The organism is Streptomyces sp. NRRL F-4489, assembly GCF_001509485.1.
Classification (GTDB): Bacteria; Actinomycetota; Actinomycetes; order Streptomycetales; family Streptomycetaceae; genus Streptomyces.
This window is the reverse complement of record NZ_LLZI01000294.1, coordinates 1-22,234: the sequence shown is the minus strand read 5'-3', so window position 1 is coordinate 22,234 and position 22,234 is coordinate 1. Positions and strand designations below refer to the sequence as shown.

Annotated in this window: 20 protein-coding genes and 1 pseudogene; 9 read left to right on the top strand and 12 right to left on the bottom strand. The window is 75.5% G+C overall.

What is annotated here, in order from left to right:
• A pseudogene (locus ADL22_RS33060) lies at window positions 1–260 on the bottom strand (hypothetical protein); the annotation flags it as partial.
• Window positions 261–752: 492 nt separating this feature from the next.
• Between ADL22_RS33060 and dhaK the strand changes: the two are divergent.
• The 3 genes from dhaK (at window position 753) to ADL22_RS33045 (ending at window position 2,871) form a co-directional block, all read left to right on the top strand.
• A complete protein-coding gene (gene dhaK, locus ADL22_RS33055; protein WP_066988251.1) occupies window positions 753–1,745 on the top strand; it encodes a dihydroxyacetone kinase subunit DhaK in 993 nt (330 codons plus the stop codon).
• 104 nt (window positions 1,746–1,849) lie between these two features.
• The gene (gene dhaL, locus ADL22_RS33050) at window positions 1,850–2,458 is read left to right on the top strand and encodes a dihydroxyacetone kinase subunit DhaL (protein ID WP_234430956.1); all 609 of its coding nucleotides are present in this window, start codon (window positions 1,850–1,852) and stop codon (window positions 2,456–2,458) included.
• Window positions 2,455–2,871, top strand: a complete 417-nt coding sequence (locus ADL22_RS33045) for a PTS-dependent dihydroxyacetone kinase phosphotransferase subunit DhaM (RefSeq protein WP_066988249.1) — start codon at window positions 2,455–2,457, stop codon at window positions 2,869–2,871. Before dhaL ends, ADL22_RS33045 begins: the two co-directional genes overlap by 4 nt.
• A 40-nt stretch (window positions 2,872–2,911) precedes the next feature.
• Here the strand turns inward: ADL22_RS33045 and ADL22_RS33040 are convergent, their stop codons facing one another.
• Window positions 2,912–3,730: an SAM-dependent methyltransferase gene (locus ADL22_RS33040; RefSeq protein WP_066988247.1), complete on the bottom strand. Its 819-nt coding sequence runs from the start codon at window positions 3,728–3,730 to the stop codon at window positions 2,912–2,914.
• Window positions 3,731–4,076: 346 nt separating this feature from the next.
• Here ADL22_RS33040 and ADL22_RS33035 point away from each other — a divergent pair, with 346 nt between their 5' ends.
• Both ADL22_RS33035 and ADL22_RS35880 read left to right on the top strand, forming a co-directional pair.
• Window positions 4,077–4,622, top strand: a complete 546-nt coding sequence (locus ADL22_RS33035; RefSeq protein ID WP_234430955.1) for an RNA polymerase sigma factor — start codon at window positions 4,077–4,079, stop codon at window positions 4,620–4,622.
• Between the two features lie 26 nt (window positions 4,623–4,648).
• Window positions 4,649–5,407 (top strand): hypothetical protein, encoded by a 759-nt coding sequence (locus ADL22_RS35880; protein ID WP_079064623.1) that lies wholly within the window; start codon window positions 4,649–4,651, stop codon window positions 5,405–5,407.
• A 17-nt stretch (window positions 5,408–5,424) separates the two neighbouring features.
• Here the strand turns inward: ADL22_RS35880 and ADL22_RS33025 are convergent, their stop codons facing one another.
• The 8 genes from ADL22_RS33025 to ADL22_RS32990 form a co-directional block, all read right to left on the bottom strand.
• On the bottom strand, window positions 5,425–7,002 hold the full coding sequence (locus ADL22_RS33025; protein WP_066988243.1) for an aldehyde dehydrogenase family protein: 1,578 nt from the start codon (window positions 7,000–7,002) through the stop codon (window positions 5,425–5,427).
• Between the two features lie 28 nt (window positions 7,003–7,030).
• Entirely contained in the window at window positions 7,031–8,455 is a 1,425-nt protein-coding gene (locus tag ADL22_RS33020) for a VOC family protein (protein ID WP_066988241.1), read from the bottom strand.
• 19 nt (window positions 8,456–8,474) lie between these two features.
• Window positions 8,475–9,680 carry an NAD(P)/FAD-dependent oxidoreductase gene (locus tag ADL22_RS33015; RefSeq protein WP_066988240.1) on the bottom strand — a complete coding sequence of 402 codons (1,206 nt, stop codon included), beginning with the start codon at window positions 9,678–9,680 and terminating at the stop codon, window positions 8,475–8,477.
• A 273-nt stretch (window positions 9,681–9,953) separates the two neighbouring features.
• Window positions 9,954–10,373 (bottom strand): STAS domain-containing protein, encoded by a 420-nt coding sequence (locus tag ADL22_RS33010; protein ID WP_234430954.1) that lies wholly within the window; start codon window positions 10,371–10,373, stop codon window positions 9,954–9,956.
• A 60-nt stretch (window positions 10,374–10,433) separates the two neighbouring features.
• On the bottom strand, window positions 10,434–10,922 hold the full coding sequence (locus ADL22_RS33005; RefSeq protein ID WP_066988236.1) for an NUDIX domain-containing protein: 489 nt from the start codon (window positions 10,920–10,922) through the stop codon (window positions 10,434–10,436).
• A 19-nt stretch (window positions 10,923–10,941) separates the two neighbouring features.
• A complete protein-coding gene (locus ADL22_RS33000; protein ID WP_066988234.1) occupies window positions 10,942–12,489 on the bottom strand; it encodes an ATP-dependent DNA ligase in 1,548 nt (515 codons plus the stop codon).
• A 75-nt stretch (window positions 12,490–12,564) separates the two neighbouring features.
• The gene (locus ADL22_RS32995) at window positions 12,565–14,235 is read right to left on the bottom strand and encodes an amidohydrolase (RefSeq protein ID WP_066988232.1); all 1,671 of its coding nucleotides are present in this window, start codon (window positions 14,233–14,235) and stop codon (window positions 12,565–12,567) included.
• A gap of 47 nt (window positions 14,236–14,282) precedes the next feature.
• A complete protein-coding gene (locus tag ADL22_RS32990; protein WP_066988230.1) occupies window positions 14,283–15,773 on the bottom strand; it encodes a purine-cytosine permease family protein in 1,491 nt (496 codons plus the stop codon).
• 217 nt (window positions 15,774–15,990) lie between these two features.
• Between ADL22_RS32990 and ADL22_RS32985 the strand changes: the two genes are divergently transcribed.
• The 3 genes from ADL22_RS32985 to ADL22_RS32975 all read left to right on the top strand — a co-directional run bounded on the left by ADL22_RS32985 (window position 15,991) and on the right by ADL22_RS32975 (window position 18,785).
• Window positions 15,991–16,608 (top strand): TetR/AcrR family transcriptional regulator, encoded by a 618-nt coding sequence (locus tag ADL22_RS32985; protein ID WP_066988228.1) that lies wholly within the window; start codon window positions 15,991–15,993, stop codon window positions 16,606–16,608.
• A gap of 57 nt (window positions 16,609–16,665) precedes the next feature.
• Window positions 16,666–17,340 carry a histone deacetylase gene (locus tag ADL22_RS32980; RefSeq protein WP_234430953.1) on the top strand — a complete coding sequence of 225 codons (675 nt, stop codon included), beginning with the start codon at window positions 16,666–16,668 and terminating at the stop codon, window positions 17,338–17,340.
• A gap of 107 nt (window positions 17,341–17,447) precedes the next feature.
• Window positions 17,448–18,785 (top strand): phosphoribosyltransferase, encoded by a 1,338-nt coding sequence (locus ADL22_RS32975; RefSeq protein WP_066988226.1) that lies wholly within the window; start codon window positions 17,448–17,450, stop codon window positions 18,783–18,785.
• 94 nt (window positions 18,786–18,879) lie between these two features.
• On the opposite strand, the gene ADL22_RS32970 is transcribed toward ADL22_RS32975, so the two are convergent.
• Complete coding sequence (locus ADL22_RS32970) at window positions 18,880–19,995, bottom strand: chemotaxis protein (RefSeq protein WP_066988224.1); 1,116 nt, start codon at window positions 19,993–19,995, stop codon at window positions 18,880–18,882.
• A gap of 382 nt (window positions 19,996–20,377) precedes the next feature.
• Here ADL22_RS32970 and ADL22_RS32965 point away from each other — a divergent pair, with 382 nt between their 5' ends.
• On the top strand, window positions 20,378–20,812 hold the full coding sequence (locus tag ADL22_RS32965) for a CBS domain-containing protein (protein WP_066988222.1): 435 nt from the start codon (window positions 20,378–20,380) through the stop codon (window positions 20,810–20,812).
• A gap of 108 nt (window positions 20,813–20,920) precedes the next feature.
• Here ADL22_RS32965 and ADL22_RS32960 read toward each other — a convergent pair whose 3' ends face one another.
• Window positions 20,921–22,120 (bottom strand): 4-hydroxybenzoate 3-monooxygenase, encoded by a 1,200-nt coding sequence (locus ADL22_RS32960; protein ID WP_066988220.1) that lies wholly within the window; start codon window positions 22,118–22,120, stop codon window positions 20,921–20,923.
• Window positions 22,121–22,234: the final 114 nt, after the last annotated feature.

Genomic DNA, 22,234 nt, shown 5'->3' with positions numbered 1-22,234 from the left:
GCGGTGGGCGGTGCGGCCCCGGGCGGCGGCGGGGGCGGTGGGCCGGGGCTCGCCGGGCCGCTGCCGCCGAAGCCCGCCGGGCAGGGCTGCCAGGCCGGGTGCTGGCCGTAGAAGCGGCTGAGGTCCGGTCCGCCGGCAGCGGCGGCCGCCGGGGGCGCCGGGGCCCCGCGGACCGCCGGGGCCCCCGCCAGCGCACCGGCCAGCGCACCGGCCAGCGCACCCGCCGCCAGCACCGCGAGGGCTCCGCGAACACCCGGCATACCCCGAGCGTAGGACCGCGCACTCGAACGGGCATCCGGACGCCGGTCCGGTCCGAGGCGGGGGCGCGCGGCCGTCCCGGGGGGCGCGCGGCCGTCCCGGGGCCACCGTTCAGGTGAAGGTCCGGGGCGCCCGGCGGGCGGCGGCGCGGGCGGCCGGACCGGTGGGCGGGCCGCGGCGGGACGCGGCAGGCGGCCGCCGCGGCATGCGGTCCGCGGCCCCGCCCGGCGCGCAACCGGTACCGGCCGGGGCGGTCCGCGGCGCTGCACACGGCGGTGCCCGGCCCGATACTTGTCCCGCCGAAGTCACCACACAGGAAGGTCACCCGATTGGCTGATAGTCGGTCAGGGAAGGCAGCAACGAGTCGGCGCCGGTACCGCCGGACACCGCCTCCGGGCGCCGGGGAGTCCCCGGCCCGGCGGACCACGGGACCGGGACCGGCCCGGTAGGACACCGGACGCAGCGCTGCTTGCCGAGCTCACCAGGAGGTACCCGTGAAAATGCTCATCAACGTCCCCGAGACCGTGGTCGCGGATGCGCTGCGCGGGATGGCCGCGGCGCATCCGGAGCTGGTGGTGGATGTGGAGAACCGGGTCGTCGTACGGCGGGACGCGCCGGTGGCCGGGAAGGTGGCGCTGCTCTCCGGCGGCGGCAGCGGGCACGAGCCGCTGCACGCCGGGTTCGTGGGCCCCGGGATGCTGGACGCGGCGTGTCCGGGCGAGGTGTTCACCTCGCCGGTGCCGGACCAGATGGTGCGGGCCGCGGCGGCGGTGGACAGCGGGCGCGGGGTGCTGTTCGTGGTGAAGAACTACACCGGCGACGTACTGAACTTCCGGATGGCGGCGGAGCTGGCCGAGGACGAGGGCGTGCAGGTCGCCACGGTGCTGGTGGACGACGACGTGGCGGTGACCGACTCGACGTTCACCGCCGGGCGGCGCGGCACCGGCGCGACGCTCTTCGTGGAGAAGATCGCGGGGGCGGCGGCCGAGGAGGGCATGCCGCTGGAGCGGGTCGAGGCGCTGGCCCGGCAGGTGGTCGCCGGTTCGCGCAGCTTCGGGGTGGCGCTGAGCCCCTGCTCGACGCCCGCGAAGGGCGGCCCGACCTTCGAACTCCCCGACGGCCAGCTGGAGTTGGGCGTCGGCATCCACGGCGAGCCGGGGCGGGAGCGGCGCGGGATGATGACGTCCCGGGAGATCGCGGAGGTGTCCCTGGACGCGATCCTGGAGGACCTCTCGCCGCGGCTGCCGGTACTGGTGCTGGTGAACGGGATGGGCGCGACGCCGCTGCTGGAGCTGTACGGGTTCGCCGCGGAGGTGCGCCGGGTGCTCGACGCGCGCGAGGTGGCGGTCGCCCGTACGTTGGTCGGGAATTACGTGACCTCGCTGGACATGGCCGGCTGCTCGGTGACGCTGTGCCAGGCGGACGGGGAGCTGCTGCGGTTGTGGGACGCCCCGGTGCGCACGGCCGCGCTGCGGTGGGGGCGGTAGCGGTGGCGGGGCGCGCCGTGCGGGACGGCGGGGAAGCGGTCGGCGCTGCGGTGCCGGCCGGTGGAAGTCAGGGCTCGGGGCCGGTTGCGCAGAGGGGTGATGGTGTGAGTGACGCGGTGCTGGACGCCAGGTTCGCGGTGCGGTGGCTGACCGCGGCGGCGGCGCTGATCGATCGGGACGCGGACCGGCTCACCGAGCTGGACTCCGCCATCGGGGACGCCGACCACGGGTCCAATATGCGGCGGGGATTCGCCGGTGTGGTGGCGATATTGGAGGGCGCGCCGCCCGGGACGCCGGGGGCGGTGCTGATCGCCGCGGGACGGGAGCTGATCTCGAAGGTGGGCGGGGCCTCCGGCCCGCTGTACGGGACGCTGCTGCGGCGGACGGGGAAGAGCCTCGGCGACGCCCCGCAGGTGACGGCCGGCGAGTTGCGGTCCGCGCTGGACACCGGGGTGAAGGCCGTACAGGAACTGGGCGGTTCGGCGCCCGGCGACAAGACCATGCTGGACGCGCTGGTGCCGGCCGTGGAGGCGCTGGGGACGTCGTTCGACGCGGCGGCCGAGGCGGCCGAGGAGGGGGCGCGGGCGACCGTGCCGCTGCTCGCCAGGAAGGGGCGGGCCAGTTATCTCGGCGAGCGGAGCATCGGGCACCAGGATCCGGGCGCGACCTCGTCGGCCCTGCTGTTCGCGGCGCTCGCGGAGGCGGCCCGATGAGCGCCGGGGAGGCCCTGGTCGGCGTGGTGCTGGTGTCGCACAGCAAGGCGGTCGCCGAGTCGGTGGCGGCGCTGGCGCGCGGGCTGGCCGGGGACGGCGCGGAGAAGGTGCCGGTGGCGGCGGCCGGCGGCACGCCGGACGGCGGGCTGGGGACGAGTTCGGAGCTGATCGCGGCCGCGGCCCGGGAGGTGGACCGCGGGGCCGGGGTGGCGCTGCTGGTGGACCTCGGCAGCGCGGTGCTGACGGTGAAGTCGATGGTCGCCGAGGGCGATGAACTCCCCGAGGGCGCGCGGCTGGTGGACGCGCCGTTCGTGGAGGGGGCGGTGGCCGCGGTGGTCACCGCCTCGGCCGGGGCGGATCTGGCGGCGGTCGCGGCGGCGGCCGGGGAGGCGTACGGCTACCGCAAGGAGTGAGCCCGCTGCGGCGCCGGGCCCGGGGTGGCGGGGCCCGGCGTCAGGGTTTGCGGGCGACGGCGGCGTAGCAGGCGGCCTCGGCGTCGGTGACGTGGCCGGCGTCCTCGGGGCGGTCGGGGCGCCACTGGTGGGAGAGGGTGACGCCGGGGTCGAGGAGTTCCCAGCCGTCGAAGAAGCGCAGGAACTCCGCGCGGGTGCGGAACTGCAGGGCGGTGCCGGCCTCGCGGTAGATCCGGGCGATCTCGCCCATCGCGTCGGGGCTGTAGTCCGGGGTGGCGTGGGTCATCGCCAGGGTGCTGCCGCTGGGCAGGGCGGCCTTGAGGGTCTCCACGGCGGTGTGCGCGCGGTCGCGGCCGTCGTCGGGGACGAAGTGCATCAGGGCGTTCAGGCTCAGCGCGACGGGCCGGGTCAGGTCCAGGGTCGCGCGCAGCCGCGGCGCGGCCAGGATGCCGGCGGGGTCGGTGACGTCGGCCGGTACGTAGGCGGTGCGGCCCTCGGGGGTGCCGTGCAGCAGGGCGGCGGCGTGGGCCAGGACGATGGGGTCGTTGTCGGTGTAGACGACCCGGGCGTCGGGGGCGGTGGCCTGGGCGATCTCGTGGAGGTTGGGCGAGGTGGGGATGCCGGTGCCGATGTCGAGGAACTGGCGCAGGCCCGCGGCGGCCAGGTGCCGGGTGGCGCGGTGCATGAACTCGCGGTTGATGCGCGCGGCCACCAGCGCGGCCGGGAAGACGCCCAGCACCCGGCCGGCGGCGAGCCGGTCGGCCAGGAAGTTGGTCTTGCCGCCGAGCAGGTAGTCGTAGATCCGGGCCGAGTGCGCCCGGTCCAGTTGCAGGTCCACCACGGGCTCTTCCGCGCTCAACACGCCGCCTCCCCACCGCCGTTGCCGCCTCGCCTGATGCACTGCCCGGCGGGCGGCGCTTCATGCGCCCGACACCCGCCGAGTGCGCCGGGGCGCCTTTCGGGGCGTGGCCGGAACCCGGCGGCGAGTAATCATATGAATACGGAGCGCCGGATTATTTGCCGTCCGGTGCCACAAAACGGTGGTCTTTCCGGTTGATTGGAGGATGAGGGCACACCGTCCTCCCGGCGCGGTCACCGCACGCGGTGGCGCCGCGGCGGCGCACGGCGAGGGGAACGAGGACGGCGCGTTGAGCACACACCGGGACCGACTTCGGCCGGCCAGCGGGCCGGCCCGCGCTGCCACGATGGAGATAGCCACCGGTCCGGACGGATCGCAGCGGCGGCTGTCGCTCACCTTCGAGGCGTTCCTGGCCACCCACGCCCGCAAGTGGCTCGCCTACGCCTATCTGCACACCGGCGGCCGCGACGCCGCCCGCGAGGTGGTCCGGGCCGCGTACGAGCGGCTGGCCCGGGTGTGGCCGCACGCGCTGCGGCAGGCGTCGGTGGAGGCGTACGCCTGGTCGGTGCTCAAGGAGCAGGTGATGGAGTGGCTCTACGACCGGCGGCAGCCGACCGCGCTCACCGAGACCGCCGCGTTCGCCGTCGTCACCCACGCCCTGCTGCGCGAATGCCAGCAGCAGTTCGCCATGCTGGAGAGCCAGTTGGGGCTGTACGCGGCGATCTCCCGGCTGCCGGAGCGGCAGTGTGACGTGATCGTGCTGCGCCATGTCATCGGCTACGGCGACGCGCAGATCGCCGCGCTGCTCGGGGTGGACGAGGTGACCGTGCGCTCGTACGCGAGCCGGGGCAAGCGGAAGCTGGCCGCCGCGCTCGGCATCGACCAGGGATGAACGGACCAGGACGAGGGGGACCGGACATGGGGGAACGGACGAGGGCGCGGCGGTGCGGGGAAGCCGGCGGGCGGCGGGAGACCGTCGAATCGCTGCTGAGCGCCGCCGCGGCGGTGGCCGGGATCGGCGGGCTGGCGGATTTCGGCGCGCTGGACGCGACCGGCGCGCTCGACGGGATCGGCCGGGAGGCGCCGGCCGCCGGGCCGGTGGATCCCGCGGCGCTGCGGCCGGGGCGGCCCGCGCCCAGCGGCTATCCCACCGCGCGGGACGAGGCGACGCAGGAACTCGCGCTGGCCTGCGCGCTGGTGGTCAACGCGGCGGCGGCCGCGGCGAGCCTGGAGCGGCTGGTGGACGACCACCGCATCGATCCGGAGGGCGCGCTGGTCTTCGGCTGCCTGCTGCACATCGCCGGCCGGGACGGCGCGGCCCGCTTCTGGTGGCACTTCGGCGCCGGGGCCGGCAGCCGGACCGCCGCGTACTGCCTGTATCTGGCGCACCGCCGGGACGGGGAGTTCCGGGACGCGGCGTACTGGCGCGAGCAGGCGGCGCACGGGCCGGGCGAGGAGCCGCGGGCGCCGGCGGCGTTCGACGAGCGGCGGCTGCTGCCGGACGAGGCGCGGCACAACCTCCTCGTGCAGTGGCACAGCGGCCTGGCCCCGACGCTGCCGGACGCGCTGGAGCGGGTGATCGGCCGACTGGTGGTGGACGGGGACGACGACGACTTCGGCGCCATCCCCCGCCCGTCCCCGACCCTGGTGGCCGACCTGGGCCGGGCGGGCCACTGACCCCAAGTATCCATTTTCTAAAGGAAATTGACGCCCTGGGCGAGCGGAAGATCGGTGGAGTAGTTGACCGTGTTGGTGGCCCGGCGCATGTAGGAGCGCCAGGCGTCGGAGCCGGATTCCCGGCCGCCGCCGGTGTCCTTCTCACCGCCGAACGCGCCGCCGATCTCCGCGCCGGAGGTGCCGATGTTGACGTTGGCGATACCGCAGTCGGAGCCGTCGGCGGCCAGGAAGCGTTCGGCCTCCCGCTGGTCGCGGGTGAAGATGCTGGAGGACAGGCCCTGCGGGACGCCGTTCTGCAGGGCGATGGCCTCGTCCAGGGTGCGGTAGGTCAGCACGTAGAGGATCGGGGCGAAGGTCTCGGTGCGGACGATCTCCGTCTGGGCGGGCATGGTGACGAGGGCGGGGCGGACGTAGGCGGCGTCCGGGGCCTGGTCGGCGTGGTGGCGGTCGCCGCCGGTGACCAGGGTGCCGCCGTCGCGGCGGGCGGCGGCCAGCGCCTCGGCCATCGCGGTGTGCGCGGCGGTGCTGATCAACGGGCCGACGAGGGTGTCCGGATGGTACGGGTTGCCGATCGGGAGCTGGTCGTAGGCGTGGGCGACGCGCTCGGTGAGGCGGTCGGCGAGGTCTTCGTGGACGATCAGCCGGCGCAGGGTGGTGCAGCGCTGGCCGGCGGTGCCGGCGGCGGCGAAGACCACCCCGCGGACGGTGAGGTCGAGGTCGGCGGAGGGGGTGACCACGGCGGCGTTGTTGCCGCCGAGCTCCAGCAGGCAGCGGCCGAAGCGGGCGGCGACGCGCGGGGCGACCTGGCGGCCCATGCGGACCGAGCCGGTGGCGCTGACCAGGGCCACCCGGGGGTCGTCGGCGAGGAGTTCGCCGAGTGCGGGGCCGCCGAGCAGCAGGTGGTGGACGCCGGGCGGGGCGCCGGTGTCGGCGGCGGCGCGGGCGAGCAGGGCGGCGCAGGCCAGGGCGGTGAGCGGGGCGAGTTCGGAGGGCTTCCAGACCACCGGGTCGCCGCAGACCAGGGCGAGGGCGGTGTTCCAGGACCAGACGGCGACGGGGAAGTTGAAGGCGGAGATCACGCCGGTGACGCCGAGCGGGTGCCAGCTCTCGGAGAGCCGGTGGCCGGGGCGTTCGCCGGCGATCGTACGGCCGTAGAGCTGGCGGGAGAGGCCGACCGCGAAATCGCAGATGTCGATCATCTCCCGGACCTCGCCGAGCGCTTCCGAACGGATCTTGCCGGCCTCCAGCGTCACCAGGTCGGCGAGGTCGTCCTGGTGGGCGGTCAGCAGCGCGCCGAGCCGTTTGACCAGGGCGCCGCGGACCGGGGCGGGGACGGTGCGCCAGGTGTGGAAGGTGCGGTGGGCGTCGGCGAGGGCGGCCTCGGCGGCTTCGGGGGTGGTGGCGGGCAGGTGGGCGAGGACGGCGCCGGTGAGCGGGGTGCGGGCGGCGATCGTGCCGCCGGCCGCGGGGGCCTGCCGCGGGTAGCCGTCCAGGCCGTCGGCGCCGCAGCGGCGCAGGGCGGTGGTGGCGCGGTCCCGCAGGGCGTCGGCGGCGGGGAGGCCGAGGGCGGCGGGGTGCGCGCTGGTGGCGGTCATCGGTGAACTCCCGGAAGAGGTAAGGGACTTACGCGTCGGTGGGCTGGGGCGCGGGGACCAGGGCGCGCAGGGCGGCGTCGGCGCCGAGGGTGGTGAGGGCCCGGCGCAGGGAGCGGTCCCGCTGGTCGGCGTAGCAGGCGAACGGGTCGAGGACCGGGCGGCCGAGGAGGCCGGCGAGGCGGTCGGCGTCGAAGGGGGTGCCGTCGCGGTGCGGGTCGCGGGTGCCGTCGCCGGTGAGGTTGGAGCGGAAGATGCCGGCGGCGGAGCGGGGCAGGAAGTCCTCGTAGACGATCGGGTGGGCGGTGAGCCAGCCGCCGTCGAGCAGTCCGGCGAGGTCGGCGGGCGGGCGGCGGCCGTCGCGGGGGCGGCCGGTCGCCGCTCGGTAGGTGAAGAACGCGAGCCCGTCCGCGGCGAGTTGGCGTTCGGTGCGGGGGAAGCCGTCGTCCCACAGGGCGCGGGCGAGGTGCTGCCGTTCGGCGTCGGGGCGGCCGGCGGCGCGGTGTTCGGTCTCGGCCGTCAGGGCGTCGTAGCGGGCCCGGCCGGCCGGGGTGAGGGCGATCCCGCGGGCCTCGACCTCGCCGAAGCGGACGCGCAGGGAGCCGCGGGTGAGGTGGCCGTCCGGTTCGCGGAAGGTGCGGGGTTCGGCCAGGGCGCGGAAGGAGGTCTGGCGCAGCAGCACGTCCGGTCCTGACCAGCGCGGCGGCCCCTGGATCCGGTCGATCATGGTGATGCCGCGCTCCCCCATCCGCCGGTAGAGGGCATCGATGTCCAGAACGCGGGGGGTGAGGTGGTTGATGTGGGTGGTGGTGACCCCGCCGATGTCGGCGGCGACGGCGGAGATCCGCTCCAGTTCGGCGTACCAGGCGCGGTCCACGGGGTCGGTGGAGAGCGTGAACGCGCCGACGGCGAGGGTCAGGAAGCGTTCGGCGTCGGGTGCGTCGAGGCCGCCGGCGCGTTCGGCGCGCTCGGCGAGGCGGAGGAGTTCGGGCGGGAAGAGGCGGCGGCGGGCGAGGAAGGCGGTCAGCCGGGCTTCCAGGCCGGGGTCGAAGAAGCGGCGGTCGGCGGTGGTGAGGAGGGAGGTGAACACCCGGAAGGGGTTGCGGTCGAGTTCGGCGGGGTCGGTGGGGCGGAAGGCGGTGGAGACGACGGGCACCGCGCCGGGGCCGTCCCGGAGGTCGTAGAAGCCGACCGGGTGCATGCCGAGGGCGGCGAAGATCTGGGCGGCCTGGCGGAGTTCGCCGGGGGTACCGACGCGGATGGCGCCGTGGCGTTCGGCGGTGACGCGGTCCGGGCCGCCGAGCCGGCCGGCGTCCGGGTCGCGGGCGGTGACCTCGGCGTTGATCTCGGCGGTCACCTCCAGGAGGGTGGTGTACGCGGGGACTTCGGTGCCGTACATCGCGGAGAGCCGGCGGGCGAACGCGGCGCGCAGCCGCCAGGTGGGGGTGAGGGCCATGAGGTCTCCTGACGGTGAATCAGATGATGTGGGCCTCGGGGCGGGCGGCGTGGTCGCCGTCGAAGCGGGCGGCGGACAGCGGGCCGGGGTCGAGGAAGGGTTCGCGGCCCAGGACGAGGTCGCGGACGATCTCGCCGACCGCGGGGGCCTGGAGGAAGCCGTGGCCGGAGAAGCCGGTGGCGTAGAGGAAGCGGCCGGGGTGCGGGGCCTCGCCGATGAGGGCGTTGCGGTCCGGGGTCTGCTCGTAGAGGCCGGCCCAGCCGCCGGTGACCGGCAGGGCGGCGAGCGCGGGGGCCCGGCGGGCCGCGGCGGCACGGAACGGCACCAGCCATTCGCGGGTGAACTCCCGCTCGTAGCCGGGCTGTTGGGCCGGGTCGGAGAGGCCGAGCAGCAGGCCGCCGGCGCCGTCGTTGTGGAAGTAGAGGGTGGAGGCGTAGTCGAGGGTGAAGGGGATGCGGGGCGGGCGGGGGTCGAGCGGGCCGGTGAAGGCGATCTGGCGGCGCAGCGGGGTGACCGGCAGGGTGACGCCGGCCAGCGCGCCGACCTCGGCGGACCAGGCGCCGGCGCAGCAGACCACCGTGGTGGTGCGGACGGCGCCGTGCGGGGTGCGGACGGCCCGGATGTGCCCGTCCTCGGTGTCGATGGCGGTGACCGGGCAGCGGGTGCGGACGGTGGCGCCGAGCCGGCGGGCGGCGCGGAGGTAGCCGTCGACGGCGGCGCGGGGGGTGGCGTAGCCGTCGCCGGGCGAGTACGCGGCGGCGACGAGGGGGGCGGGGTCGACGTAGGGGCACAGCTCGCGGGCGGCGGCGGGGGTGAGCAGGCGGCTGGGGACGCCGTAGGAGTTCTGGAGCTCGACCCCCGCGGCGAAGGTGTCGCGTTCGGCCTCGCTGCCGAGGAGGAAGAGGTAGCCGACGCTGTGGAGGCCGATGTCGGCGCCGGGGCGGCGGGCGAAGTCGTGCCAGGCGGCCAGGCTGCGCAGGCCGAGGCGGATGTTGAGCGGGTCGGAGAACTGGGCGCGGACGCCGCCGAGGGGTTTGCCGGACGAGCCGGAGGCCGGGGTGTCCCGTTCGAGCAGCAGGATCCGGCCGGCGGCCGCCTCGGCGAGGTGGAAGGCGATGCTCGCGCCGATCACCCCGCCGCCGATGATCACCACGTCGGCGGCGGCCGGGAGCGGGGCGGGCTTCGGGTGGGGCACCGAGGGAGCCGTCGCCGTGGGGTGGGGCATCCGGACCGCCTTCCCGTCGTGGCGCGGGCGCGGCGCCGGGAGGGGGCGGCGCCGCGTCGCCGCGCGGGGCTGGCCGGCCGCCGCCGGGTCCGCGGGGCCGGTCCTTCGATGGTGACGCTCCGCTGGTCGCCCGTCCATACGGAGTGACCGGCCATGATCCGCGCCCGGGCGCGCGGCCCGCGAGCCGCTGACGACGTCACACGCAGGGGTCAGGCGCGCCGGCCGGCGGCCCGTCCCCCGCAGGCGTGAGCGCCCTGCCGCCGCCGGGCCCGGTCAGCCGGCGGTGCCGTCCCGCTCCTCCGTGCCGGCCGGCGGCCAGGCCGGGCGGCAGCCGTCCGGGACGGCGGCCAGCGCGTGGCCGACCGTGGGGTAGCAGGAGAAGACCCCCAGCGACTGGGTGCCGATCAGCAGTTTGCGCATCCGGCCGCCCAGCGACGCCAGCAGCAGCCGGCCCTCCAGACGGCGGCACAGCCACTCCAGGGCGAGCAGGCAGCTCAGGCCCCGGGAGTCGCAGAACCGCAGGGCGGTCAGGTCGAGCACGAGGAAGCGGTGGCCGGCCGAGACGATCGCGCGGGCCTCGGCGAGGAAGGTCTGCTCGGTGCGCAGGTCCAGCTCCCCGCTGACCCGCAGCACCGCGCACTCGTCCTCCTGGACGAGTGCGGTGACCGCCAATTGCCGCATTTCCGAGCTCATGCCGTCCAGACTAAGCGCCGGGCCGGGCGGCACCAGCGGGGCGGCCGGCGCCCGGCCCGCTCAGCCAGCGCCGCCCGGCCCGCCGGCGAGGACGTCCGCGAGCCGGTCCAGGAACGCCCGCTGGGCCGTGACCAGCCGCTCCCGGGCCTGCCGCGGGGTGCACCACGCCACCCGGTCGATCTCCGGGAAGGTGCGGACCGTCCCGGAGCCGCGCGGCCACTCCGTCTCGAAGGTGCCGGGGGTGATCCGGTCCGGGTCGAGGTCGGCCTCGACGGCCCAGGCGGTGACGGTCTTGCCGCCGGCCTGGCGGACGTCGCCCAGCGGGACGTAGCGGCCGTCCGGCGGCGGCAGGCCCAGCTCCTCGGCGAACTCCCGGCGGGCCGCGGCCAGCGGCTCCTCCGGTGGCCGGTACTCGCCCTTGGGCACCGACCAGGCACCGGCGTCCCGGCGGGCCCACAGCGGCCCGCCCATGTGCGCCAGCAGCACCTCCGTGCCGCCGTCCGGGCCGCGGCGGTGCAGCAGCAGTCCGGCGCTGCGCTTCCCGGCCATCGGGGCCGCCCCCTTCCCGTCAGCTCCCGGTCAGCCCGTGCGCGGCGCGTACGGACTCCACGGTGTCGGCCTCGGCGGCCGTCTTGTCCTCGCGGTAGCGGACCACGCGGGCGAAGCGCAGGGTGAGACCGGCCGGGTAGCGCGGGGAGGTCTGGAGGCCGTCGTAGGCGATCTCCACGACCAGTTCCGGGCGGACGGTGACCACATGGCCGTCGTCGGCCACCGCCAGCTCCCGCAGCCGGGCGGTCTGCCAGTCGAGGACGGCGTCGGTCAGGCCCTTGAAGGTCTTGCCCAGCATGGTGAAGCCGCCGTCCGGCCGGCGCGCGCCGAGGTGGAGGTTGGAGAGCTTGCCGGTGCGGCGGCCGTGCCCCCACTCGGCCGCCAGCACCACCAGGTCCAGGGTGTGGACGGGCTTCACCTTCAGCCAGGCGGCGCCCCGGCGGCCCGCGCTGTAGGGCGCGTCGAGCGCCTTGACCACCACGCCTTCGTGGCCGCGGGCCAGGGTGCGGTCGAAGAACGCCGCGGCGGCGGCCCGCTCCCCCGGGTCGTCGGGGTCGGTGACCACATGGCGGCGGACCCGGGACGGCTCGGGGACGAGGCGGGCGAGTTCGGCGTGGCGCCGTTCGCCGGGCAGGTCCAGCAGCTCGCGGTCGCCGACGGCCAGCACGTCGAAGAAGACCGGGGTCAGCGGCAGGGCCGCCCGGGCCGCGGCGACGTCGGTCCGGGAGCCGAACCGCCCGGCGACCCGCTGGAACGGCACCGGGCGCCCGTCCGCGGCCAGCCCGATCACCTCGCCGTCGAGCACGAACCGCTCCGCGGGCAGCTCCCTGGCCAGCGCGGTCACCTCGGGCAGCCGGTCGGTGACCTCGTCCAGGGTGCGGGTGTGGATCCGGACGTCCGGGCCGTCGCGGTGCACCTGCACCCGGATGCCGTCGAGCTTCTCCTCCACCGCGCAGCGGCCGAGCCGGGCGATGGCGTCCTCCACGGAGGCGGCGGTCTGGGCCAGCATCGGGCCGACCGGCCGGCCGACGGTGAGGCGGAGCCCGGCCAGCGCCGCCGGGCCGTGGGCGAGCAGATCGCGGGCGACGCCGGGCAGCGAGCCGGTGAGCATCACGGCCCGCCGCACCTCATCAGGCGGCGCGCCGGTGGCGGCGGCGACCCCTTCCGCGGCGAGCGCGTCCAGGGCGCCCTGCCGGACCTCGCCGGTCAGCAGACCGGTCAGGAAGCGCTGCTCGGGCGCGGTGGCGGCGGCGAGGAGTTCCCGGACCCGGCGGCGCCGCTCGGCCTGGGCGCCGGGTCCGGCGACCCGGGCCAGGCCGGTCAGCGCGGTGTCCACCTCGCGGACGGTGAGCACGGCCTGTCCGGCGGGCGGCGGCGGTTCGCGCAGCGCGCTCCAGCCGACGCCGATCCGGCCCTGCGGCAGCCGCCCGGCCAGGTACGGGATGACGATCGGGGCGTCGTCGGGGTCGGCGGCGCGGAAGAGGTCCGCCAGCAGCGCGGTCTTCCGCGACCGGGCCGAGGTGGCGGCGACCTCCGCGGACACCTGTGCGAGTGCGGCGAGCAGCATACGGTCATCCTGCCCCCGCACGCCCGCGACCGCTCCCGCGGAATTCCGCCGCCGCCCCGGCCGGCCCCGGAGCGGTCAGCCCGCGCCGCCGGCCCGGTGGACGATCTCGCCGCCGACCACGACGGTCTCCGCGACCGTGCCGGGGATCTCCTCGGGGGCGGCCCGCAGGATGTCCCGGGAGAGCACGGTGAAGTCGGCGAGCTTGCCGACGGTCAGCGAACCCCGTTCGTCCTCAAGGAAGTTGGCGTAGGCGGAGCCCATGGTGTAGGCGTGCACGGCGGTCTCGACGCTGACGGTCTCCTCGGGCTGCCAGGCCGGCCCGCCGCCGAGCGGCCGGCGGGTGAGGGCGGTGTAGATGCCGATCATGGGGTCCATCTCGGCGACGTTCCAGTCGCTGGAGAAGGCCAGTACCGCGCCGGCGCTGTGCAGGCTGCGCATCGGCCACGCCTTGTGCCAGCGCTCCGGGCCGACGTTCTCGGCCCAGTCCTGGCCGGGCCCGGCGATCTCCGGGGCGCAGTGCCGGGGCTGCATGCAGGCGACCACGCCCAGCCCGGCGAAGCGCGGGGTGTCGGCCGGGTCCAGGCATTCGACGTGCACGACCTGGTGGCGGGCGTCGCGCGGGCCGTTGGCCGCCCGGGCCTGTTCGACGGCGTCCAGGACGGTGCGGATCCCGCGGTCGCCGGTGGCGTGCACGAAGCACTGGAAGCCGCGGGCGTCCAGCTTGACCAGCAGGTCGCCGAACTCCTCCGGCGGGTAGAAGGTCTCGCCCCGGTGGTGGCCGCAGCCGGTGTACGGCTCCAGGAGAGCCGCGGTGCGCGGTTCGACGACGTCGTCGATGTAGAGCTTGAGCGGGCCGACCCGCAGCCGGTCATCGGCGAAGCGGGCCGCGGCGGCCGCGAAGTCGTCCAGGTCGGCGTCGGTGGTGCCGCGCGGGTGGAAGAGCGCCGCGACGATCCGGGAGCGGAGCCGGCCCTCGGCGCGGGCGCGCTCGAAGAGGGACAGGTCGTCCAGGGAGTTCTGGGGCTCCACGACGGTGGTGATGCCGAAGCGGATGGCGTCGTCCAGGCTCTTGGCCAGCCGCCCGTACTGCCGGTCGGCCGACGCCCACGGGACGCCCAGTTCCTTGAGGGCGCGGTGGCCGTCGCGGGAGAGGCCCTTGACCGCGAAGTCCTTGATGAATCCGGTCGGTTCGCCGGTCTCCGGGTCGGTCTCGGCCTCGCCGAACGGCAGGCTGGTGCGGTCCCGGTCGATGCCCAGGCGGCGCAGCGCGGCGGTGTTCAGCCAGGCGGTGTGCACGTCGTAGCTGAGGACGAAGGCGGGGGTGTCGCCGGTGGCCGGGTCCAGGTCGGTGGCGCGCGGCATCCGGCCGCCGGGGATCGCGGAGTAGTCGAACGCTTCCGCCTCGATCCACTCGGCGTCCGGGTGCGCGGTGTGCCAGTCGCGGATCCGCTGGTGGATGGCGTCGAGGGTGCGGACGCCGGCGAGCTGGACGCAGTCGTCGTCGGAGCCGAGCCGGACGTGGTTGTGGGCGTCGATGAAGCCCGGCAGCACCAGCCGGCCGCCGGCGTCCAGGACGGTGGTGTCCGGGCCGGTCCAGGCGGCGGCGCCGGCGTCGGTGCCGAGCCAGGCGATCCGGCCGTCGCGTACGGCGAGCGCCTGCGCCTCGGGCAGATCGGGGTCGACGGTGTGGATGCGGGCGCCGGTCAGGACGAGGTCGGCGGGGCCGGCCGGGGTGGTACGGGACATCGGGGGGTCTCCTGGGTGGTGCGGTGGTACGGGTTTCGGGTGGGGGGTCAGGGGGCGGTGATGACCGCCGGTGTGGCGGCCGGTGTGGTGGCGGCGACCGTCCGGCGGGCGAGCGCCCAGTAGACGAGGCCGGAGACCGGGGCGCCGAGGAGGGTGAGGTCGGCGCCGCCCAGGGGCGCCACCAGCGGGCCGGTCCACAGGTCGGAGTGGCAGGTCAGGGCGGCGAAGGCCATCCCGGCCAGCAGGGCCGCCAGCCCGGCCGGGTGGTAGCCGGCGCGGTACCAGTAGCCGCCGGCCGGCCCGGTGTGCAGGGCGCCGGTGTCGTAGCGGCAGCGGCGCATCAGCATGTCGGCGAGGAAGACGCCGCCCCAGGGGGCGAAGACGATGATCAGCAGGGAGAGGAAGGAGAGCAGCGACTCGGTGAAGTCGGTGAGGAACAGCGCCCCCAGCGCGCCGAGCGCGGTGACCGAGGCGCTGATCAGGATCGCCTTGGAACGGCTCCAGGGGATGCCCAGGACCTGGAGGTTCAGGCTGGAGGAGTAGAGCGTGATGATCGAGTTGGTGACCGAGCCGAGCAGCACCAGCGCGAGGAAGACGGCCTGGAACCACCCCGGGAGCAGCTTCTCGGTCCCGGCCACCGCGTCGGTCATGTCGGTGCGGGTCGCCGCGGCCGCCCCGATGACGCCGAGCGCGGCCGAGGAGACGAAGCCGCCGAGCGCGCCCCACCAGGTCAGCGAGCGCAGCGAGGTGGTCTTCGGCAGGTAGCGGGTGTAGTCGGCGGGCATCGGCACGTACGAGACGGGGCCGGCGAGCATCACGACGAACGCCAGGCTCCAGCCCGCGGCGCCGGCGGGAGCGGCTGGGGCGGTGGTGGTGTGGGTGCCGGGGAGGACGAGCACCAGCAGCGCGGCGAAGCCGGCGGCCAGCACGTACGCCATCCAGCGTTCGGCGAACTGGACGGTGGCGTGGCCCCACATGGCGACCGCGAAGGTCAGCGCGAGGGTGATCAGCAGGGCCAGGGCGCGGGCGGCGGCGCCGCCGTGCCAGCCGAGGTCGGCGAAGAAGGCTTCCAGGGCGAGCGTGCCGACGACCGTGTTGACGATGGTGTAGCCGATGCTGACGATCCAGTTGAGCAGTCCGGCGGGCCAGTTGCCGCGGACGCCGAAGGCGGCGCGGGAGATCACCAGGGTCGCGGTGCCGGTGCGGACGCCGCTGAGGCCGGCCGCGCTGATCGCGAAGAACGACAGCCCGCCGAGCACGATCACGGCGGTGGCCTGCCAGAAGGTCAGCCCGAAGGAGACCGCCAGGGCGCCGTTGATCACGTAGGTGAAGGTGAGGTTGGAGCCGAACCACAGCCAGAAGACGTCCTTGGCGCCGCCGTGCCGCTCATCGTCCGGGATCGGGTCGATGCCGTGGGTCTCGACCCGGAAGACCTCGTCGCTCTCCGGCGGGGCGCTCGCGGCTCGGGGCCGCGCCGCGGCCGTGCCGTCCGGATCGGCGGTGCCGGTTCTCCCCGTGCCCGGCTGCTGCTGTGCCATCGCGCCCGCCTCTCCGCGTCCGCCGGCGTCCCGGGACAGCTTGAACGCCGTTCTTGAATGCTGTTCTAACTTTTAGAACGGCATTCAAGATGTGCGACGACTCCCCCGCCCGTCAAGACCTCTGCGCGAATTCGCCGGTAGGGTCGGCCGGGGACGGCACCGGACCGGCACACCGGCGTACCGGCGTACCGGCGGACACGAGGGAAAGGCACCAGGGGTGGCACGGGCGGCACGACGGCGCGACGGGCACATCGCCCGCGAGCGGATGCTGGAGGAGGCGATGGCGGCCATCGCCGAGGACGGGCTGGCCGCGCTCACCATGTCCGCCCTCGCCGAGCGGCTGGGCACCAGCGGCGGCCACATCCTGTACTACTTCGGCAGCAAGGACCTGCTGCTGCTGGAGGCGCTGCGGTGGAGCGAGGACGCGCTCGCCGGGGAGCGCGCGGCACTGCTGGCGCGGCGGCTCACCGCCGAACGCAAGCTCGACCTCTTCCTGGACCTCTACCTGCCGCGCGGACCGCGCGACGCCCGCTGGATGCTCTGGATCGAGCTATGGGCCCGCACCCCCGCCAACGAGGCGCTGCACCGCGCCCAGGAGGAGATGGACCAGGGCTGGCAGGACGATCTGACGGCACTGCTGGCCAAGGGGGCGGCGCGCGGCCGCTTCGCGCCCCTGGACGACGCGGCGGAACGGGCCGGTGAACTCCTCGCGCTGCTGGACGGGTTGAGCACCCGGGTCGTCCTCGGCCAGCGCGGCACCGACCGCGACCGGGCCCTGGCCACGGCCCGCGCGGCGGCCCGGCGACTGGTCCCCCGGCCGGAGCGGCCGGCGTAACGGCCACGGCCGGTCGCCCGCCGGGCCGCCGCCCTCCCCCGGCGCTACGGTGGGGACATGAGCGTTCCCGCCGCCCGCGTCCCGGAACCCCTCGGGACGCAGGACCCGGCCGCGCGCCCGGTGACGCACGTCTGGTACGCCGCCTACGGCTCCAACACCCACCCGGAACGGTTCGCCCACTACCTCAGCGGCGGCCGGCCACCGGGCGGACACCGCCACACCCCGGGGTGCCGCGACCCCCGCCCGCCGCGCCGCACCGCCCCCGTACTGCTGCGCGGCCGGCTGTACTTCGCCACCGAATCCGCGCAGTGGACCGGCGGCCGCGCCTTCTACGACCCCGACGCGGAGGGCAAATTACCCGCCTGCGCCTATCTCCTGACGGTCTCTCAGTTCTCCGACGTCGCGGCGCAGGAGATGTACCGGCCCCCGGGCGGCGACCTCGACCTGGCCCCGGTGCTCCGCGCCGGCCGGGCAGTCCTGGGCCCGGGCCGCTACGAGACGCTGATCTGCCCCGGATGGCTCGACGGGCACCCGGTGCTGACGTTCACCGCGCCCTGGCGCGGTACGGACCTGCCGCCGAACCCGCCGTCCGCCGCGTATCTGCGCCATATCGCGGCCGGGATCGGCGCCGCGCACGGCTGGCCGCCGCACCGCACCGCGGCCTACCTCGCCTCCTGCCCGGGCGTACGCCCCCGGTGGACGGCCCGGCGGATCGCGGCGCTGCTGGACTGACGGACCGATCCGCTCCGCCCCGAGTTGCGGACCCGGTGCGGCCGGGGTTATCCCGGACATAGGTGTGGACGTTGCTTGTCGTCTCCCCTGGGTAGGGGGTGCACACTGTGCTGTTCACTGACCGCGCGGACGCCGGACGGCGGCTCGCCGAGGCGCTGCGCCATCTGGAGAAGGACAATCCGGTCGTCCTGGGCCTGCCACGCGGCGGAGTGCCGGTGGCCTATCAAGTGGCCCAGGCACTCCGCGCCCCCCTCGATGTGATCGTGGTCCGCAAGCTCGGCGTCCCGTACCAGCGGGAGCTGGGCTTCGGCGCGATCGGCGAGGGCGGGGTGCGGATCCTGAGCGACGACATCATCCGCCGGGGCCGGGTGGCCCGGGAGGACGTGGCGGCGGTGCAGCGCACCGAGGAGGCCGAACTCGCGCGCCAGGCCGGGCGGTTCCGGGCCGGCCGGGAGCGGCTGCCGCTGACCGGCCGGACCGCGATCGTGGTCGACGACGGCATCGCCACCGGCGCGACCGCCGCGGCCGCCTGCCAGGTGGTCCGCGCGCAGGGCGCCGCGCGGGTCGTGCTCGCCGTCCCGGTGGCCCCGCCGGACGCCGCCGAGCGGCTGCGCACCGCGGCCGACGAGTTCGTCTGCCTCTCCACGCCGTACGCGTTCTCCGCGGTCGGCGAATGGTACGAGGACTTCTCGCAGACGGCGGACGACGAGGTGGTGGCGCTGCTGGCGCAGGCCGCGGCGGGCACCGCGCCCCGGACCGGCGCCCCGGCCGGGACCGGTACGGCCGGCGGCCGGACGGCGGCGGGCGGCGGCACCGAGGAGGTGCGGATCGAGGCCGGGGCGGTCCGGCTGACCGGGGACCTGACCCGTCCTGTGCCGGACGGGCCGATCGTGATGTTCGCCCACGGCTCCGGCAGCAGCCGGCACAGCCCGCGCAACCGCGCGGTGGCCACCGCGCTGAACCGCGCGGGCCTGGGCACCCTCCTCTTCGACCTGCTCACCCCGGCCGAGGAGGCCGACCGCGCCAATGTCTTCGACATCGAGACGCTGGCCCGGCGGCTGGCCGACGCGACCCGCTGGCTGCGCGACCGGGAGCCGGTCCCGATCGGCTACTTCGGCGCCAGTACGGGCGCCGCGGCCGCCCTGCGCGCCGCCGCCTACCCGGACGCGGACATCGGCGCGGTGGTCTCCCGGGGCGGGCGCCCCGACCTCGCGGGCCGTTCGCTGCTCGGCTCCGTCCGGGCGCCGACCCTGCTCATCGTCGGCGGCGCGGACACTCTCGTACTGGATCTCAACCGCCAGGCGCAGTCGGCCTTGACCTGTGAGAACAAGCTCGAAGTCGTGCCCGGCGCGACCCATCTCTTCGAGGAGCGGGGCGCCCTGGACAAGGTGTCCGCGCTCGCCACCGACTGGTTCACCCGGCACTTCCACCTGGAGCCGGCGTGAGCCCGTAGCGTTGCCGCAGCGGGCACGAAGCGCGGGGCCCGCGGACCGACTTCCGGTCCGCGGGCCCCGGCCATGGCCGGATGGCCGCCGATGCCTAGTACCGCAGCGCCCCCGCGATCCCGCCCACCTCGGCGAGCGCGCCGTCGGGGACGAACCGCACCTCGGCGCCGGTGTCCAGGGACCGCTCCACGATCTCGTCCACGATGTCGTCCACCGCGTCCGGCTCACCGGGCTCGGCGGGCATCAGATGGCCGCCGGCGTCCCGGACGGTCTGCCGGTAGTTCTCCTCGACGGCCAGCAGCGCGACCCGGCCGGTGTCCGCGTTCTGCCGGATCTCGTCCACGCCCGCGGCGAACGCCCGGCGGCCGCGCGCCCGGTCCAGTTCGGCCAGCACATCGGCGACTTCGGCCTCGGCGCGCTTCTCGGCGTACGGGCGGATCGCCTGCCAGATGGCGTCCGGCGGCCCGGCCGACAGGCCCGCCTGCGGGACCTGCGTGACCTCGTTCCGGGTGCCGGGGCCGCCGCGCACGGCGCTCCCGGCGTCGTCCAGCAGGGCCAGCGCCACCGGCCCGCCGACGACGTACAGCGGCCGCGGATCGGCGCGCAGGACGGCCGCCAGCGCGGCGTCCGCCTCCCGCAGGTACTTCCGGGTGTGCTCGTCGCTGTAGACGCTGGGCACGTTCCCGACCTGCAACTGGTCCTCCGGATCGGGGTCGGACAGGTCGCGGGTGCGCGGGAAGCCGCCGCGGCGCGCCTCGGTGATCCGGTCACCGGTACCGCTCCACAGGCTGACGCGCCCGGCGGAGAGGGCCAGCACCCAGTAGGGGCGCTCGGCGGCGTGGGCGGCGACGAGGTTGCGGGTGAGGAAGGTGTCCGAGACCACCACCCGGCCGGGTACGGCGCGGCCCAGCGACCACACCTGGTGCTCGCCCGGCGCGGCGAAGAGGGCCAGGCCGTCCTCGGCGTACGTCAGGTCGACCTCCGCCGCCGCCCGGTCCAGCTGCTCGCCGACGTCGTACCGGCGCTCCCGGGTGACCTGCGGATCGGCCCGGAGCCGTTCCTTGGCCTGGGCGATCATGTTCCGCAGCAGGACCCGGTCCTGGGCGTTGTCCGGCTCCCGGCGGTGCGTGGGCACCAGGACCGTCACGGCCGGATAGGGCCGGGGCCGGCGGAGCTTGGCGAGGTCGGCGGAGCTGAGCGCAGCATGCATCGGAACCCTTCTTTCGCTGAACGGATTCGCGGACTTTCGCTGAACGGATCCACGGGTTCACGGAGTCGCGGTACGGATCCGGGGATGTCGCCGAGCGGAACGGGAGCCGGCCGGTGCGGCCGACCGACCACACTATGCACGATATGCCCGTTTCCCCGGTGGGGCAGCAGGTGCCGCGGCCGCCCGTTCCGGCCCGCCCGGAGCGGGAATTCCGGCCCGCCGCATGCGATCCGGGCCCCGGAAGCGACCTTGCCGCATCCGTGGTGTCATCGAAGGGAAGACGCCGTGCGGAAAGCACGCGGACGCCAAGCGCGGTCCGCGGCCCGAAGTTTCGACATCCGAAGTAGCCGTAAGGAAGAACGCTGCGACAGCGGGAGGAATCATGGCCGGCAACCTGCGAGCCCGGGACATCATGACCGGCGGCGTGCAATGCGTCGGCGCGCACCAGTCGTTGCAGGACGCGGCGCGGATGATGCGCGATCTGAAGGTCGGCGCGCTGCCCATCTGCGGTGACAACAACAAGCTGGCGGGCATGGTCACCGACCGTGACATCGTCATCCAGTGCTGCGCGGAGGGCATCGACCCGTCGACCGTGCAGGCCGGCACCCTGCGGAGCGAGATCCACTGGATCGACGCGGACGCGGACTCCAGCGAGGTCCTGCGCACCATGGAGCAGCACCAGATCAAGCGCCTTCCGGTGATCGACGTGCAGGGCGGCCACCAGCTGATCGGCATGATCACCGAGGCCAACCTGGCCCAGCACCTCAGTGACAAGCAGGTCGCCGAATTCGCCACCAAGGTCTACGCGACGGCCTGATCCGGCGCGCGCCGCCCCGCCCGTACTCGTACCGCGGCCGGGCGGGGCGCCGCGGCATGCCTGCCGGCTCGCGGGCCGGCCGCTGGTTTCCACGGGTCCGCTCGCTGGCTACAGGTCCGCGTCCTCGCCCAGGTAGAGGCCGGCGAACGCCTTGGCGGCGGCCTCCGAGCCGAGCAGCCGGCGCAGCCGGGCGGTGGCCGTACCGGCCCGGAAGCGGTCGCCGGACGAGGCGCCGTGCAGCACCTGCGAGAGCCACTGCGAGAACTCCAGGTACTGCCAGACCCGCCGCAGCGCGGCCGCCGAGTAGCCGGCCAGCGGGCGGCCGTCGCCCCGGTGGTCCGCGATCAGCGCCGCGGCGAGCAGCAGCGCGTCATTGATCGCCAGGTTCATGCCCTTCGCCGCGATCGGCGCCACCAAGTGGGCCGCGTCGCCGGCCAGGTGGAGCCGGCCGTACGCCATGGGCTCCACCACGTAGTCGTGCATCGCCAGGACGGTCTTCTCGGTCAGCGGCCCTTCGCGCAGCGGCCGGGCGCCGCCGGCGGCGAGCCGGGCCCGCAGCTCCGTCCACACCCGCTCGTCGGGCCAGTCCGCCGCCCGGTCCCCGGCCGGGACCTCCAGGTAGTAGCGGGTGACGTCGGCACTGCGCGCCATGTGCGCGCCGAAGCCGCGCGGGTGGATCCCGAACACCACCCCGTCCGCGGACGGCGGCGCCTCGGCCAGCACCGCGAGCCAGGCGACACCGTGGTCGTGGCGGGTGACCCGCACCCGCCCCTCGGGTATCGCCGCCCGGCTGACCCCGCGCGCCCCGTCGGCGCCCACGATGTGGTCGCAGGCGATCCGGTGCCGCCGGCCGGTGTCCGGATCGCGGTACGAGACCGCGGCCTCCGGCCCGTCGAGACCGTGCAGCCGGACGTCGCGCACCCCGAAGCGGACCACCCCGCCCGCCCGGTCCGCGTACGCGGCGAGGAGGTCGGTGACCAGCTCGGGCTGCGGATAGACGAAGTGCCGCCGCCCGGACAGCCGCGCGGTGCGCACGCTGTGCCGCCCGCCGTCGAAGCGGAACTCGAACTCCCCTTGCGTCTCGGCCCGTTCGAGGATCCGGCCGGCCAGGCCGTGCCGGCCGAGCGCGCGGACCGCCCACTCCTCCACGAACCCGGCGCGCGGCCGCCGCTCGACGAACTCCCGGCTCTCCGCCTCCAGTACGAGGCAGTCGACACCGGCCGCCCGCAGCACATTGGCCACGGTGAGCCCGGCGGGCCCGGCCCCGATGACGACGACGGAGGTGCGCGAGTCGGCCGCTCCGTCCAGCGCCTCGGATGAAGCGGAACGAGGGGACGCGGGCGACGACAGCGAAGGAACAGAGGAAGAGGTGGGGAACGGGTCGGATGAAGGAGCTGAAGCGGAGGGAGAAGGGGAGGAGGT

Bases quoted from the DNA above. Each gene is read 5' to 3' on its own strand.
- ADL22_RS33045 (WP_066988249.1), top strand. From the start codon at position 2,455: ATGAGCGCCGGGGAGGCCCTGGTCGGCGTGGTGCTGGTGTCGCACAGC.
- ADL22_RS33035 (WP_234430955.1), top strand. From the start codon at position 4,077: ATGGAGATAGCCACCGGTCCGGACGGATCGCAGCGGCGGCTGTCGCTC.
- ADL22_RS35880 (WP_079064623.1), top strand. From the start codon at position 4,649: ATGGGGGAACGGACGAGGGCGCGGCGGTGCGGGGAAGCCGGCGGGCGG.
- ADL22_RS33025 (WP_066988243.1), bottom strand. From the start codon at position 7,002: ATGACCGCCACCAGCGCGCACCCCGCCGCCCTCGGCCTCCCCGCCGCC.
- ADL22_RS33020 (WP_066988241.1), bottom strand. From the start codon at position 8,455: ATGGCCCTCACCCCCACCTGGCGGCTGCGCGCCGCGTTCGCCCGCCGG.
- ADL22_RS33015 (WP_066988240.1), bottom strand. From the start codon at position 9,680: ATGCCCCACCCCACGGCGACGGCTCCCTCGGTGCCCCACCCGAAGCCC.
- ADL22_RS33010 (WP_234430954.1), bottom strand. From the start codon at position 10,373: ATGAGCTCGGAAATGCGGCAATTGGCGGTCACCGCACTCGTCCAGGAG.
- ADL22_RS33005 (WP_066988236.1), bottom strand. From the start codon at position 10,922: ATGGCCGGGAAGCGCAGCGCCGGACTGCTGCTGCACCGCCGCGGCCCG.
- ADL22_RS33000 (WP_066988234.1), bottom strand. From the start codon at position 12,489: ATGCTGCTCGCCGCACTCGCACAGGTGTCCGCGGAGGTCGCCGCCACC.
- ADL22_RS32995 (WP_066988232.1), bottom strand. From the start codon at position 14,235: ATGTCCCGTACCACCCCGGCCGGCCCCGCCGACCTCGTCCTGACCGGC.
- ADL22_RS32990 (WP_066988230.1), bottom strand. From the start codon at position 15,773: ATGGCACAGCAGCAGCCGGGCACGGGGAGAACCGGCACCGCCGATCCG.
- ADL22_RS32980 (WP_234430953.1), top strand. From the start codon at position 16,666: ATGAGCGTTCCCGCCGCCCGCGTCCCGGAACCCCTCGGGACGCAGGAC.
- ADL22_RS32970 (WP_066988224.1), bottom strand. From the start codon at position 19,995: ATGCATGCTGCGCTCAGCTCCGCCGACCTCGCCAAGCTCCGCCGGCCC.
- ADL22_RS32965 (WP_066988222.1), top strand. From the start codon at position 20,378: ATGGCCGGCAACCTGCGAGCCCGGGACATCATGACCGGCGGCGTGCAA.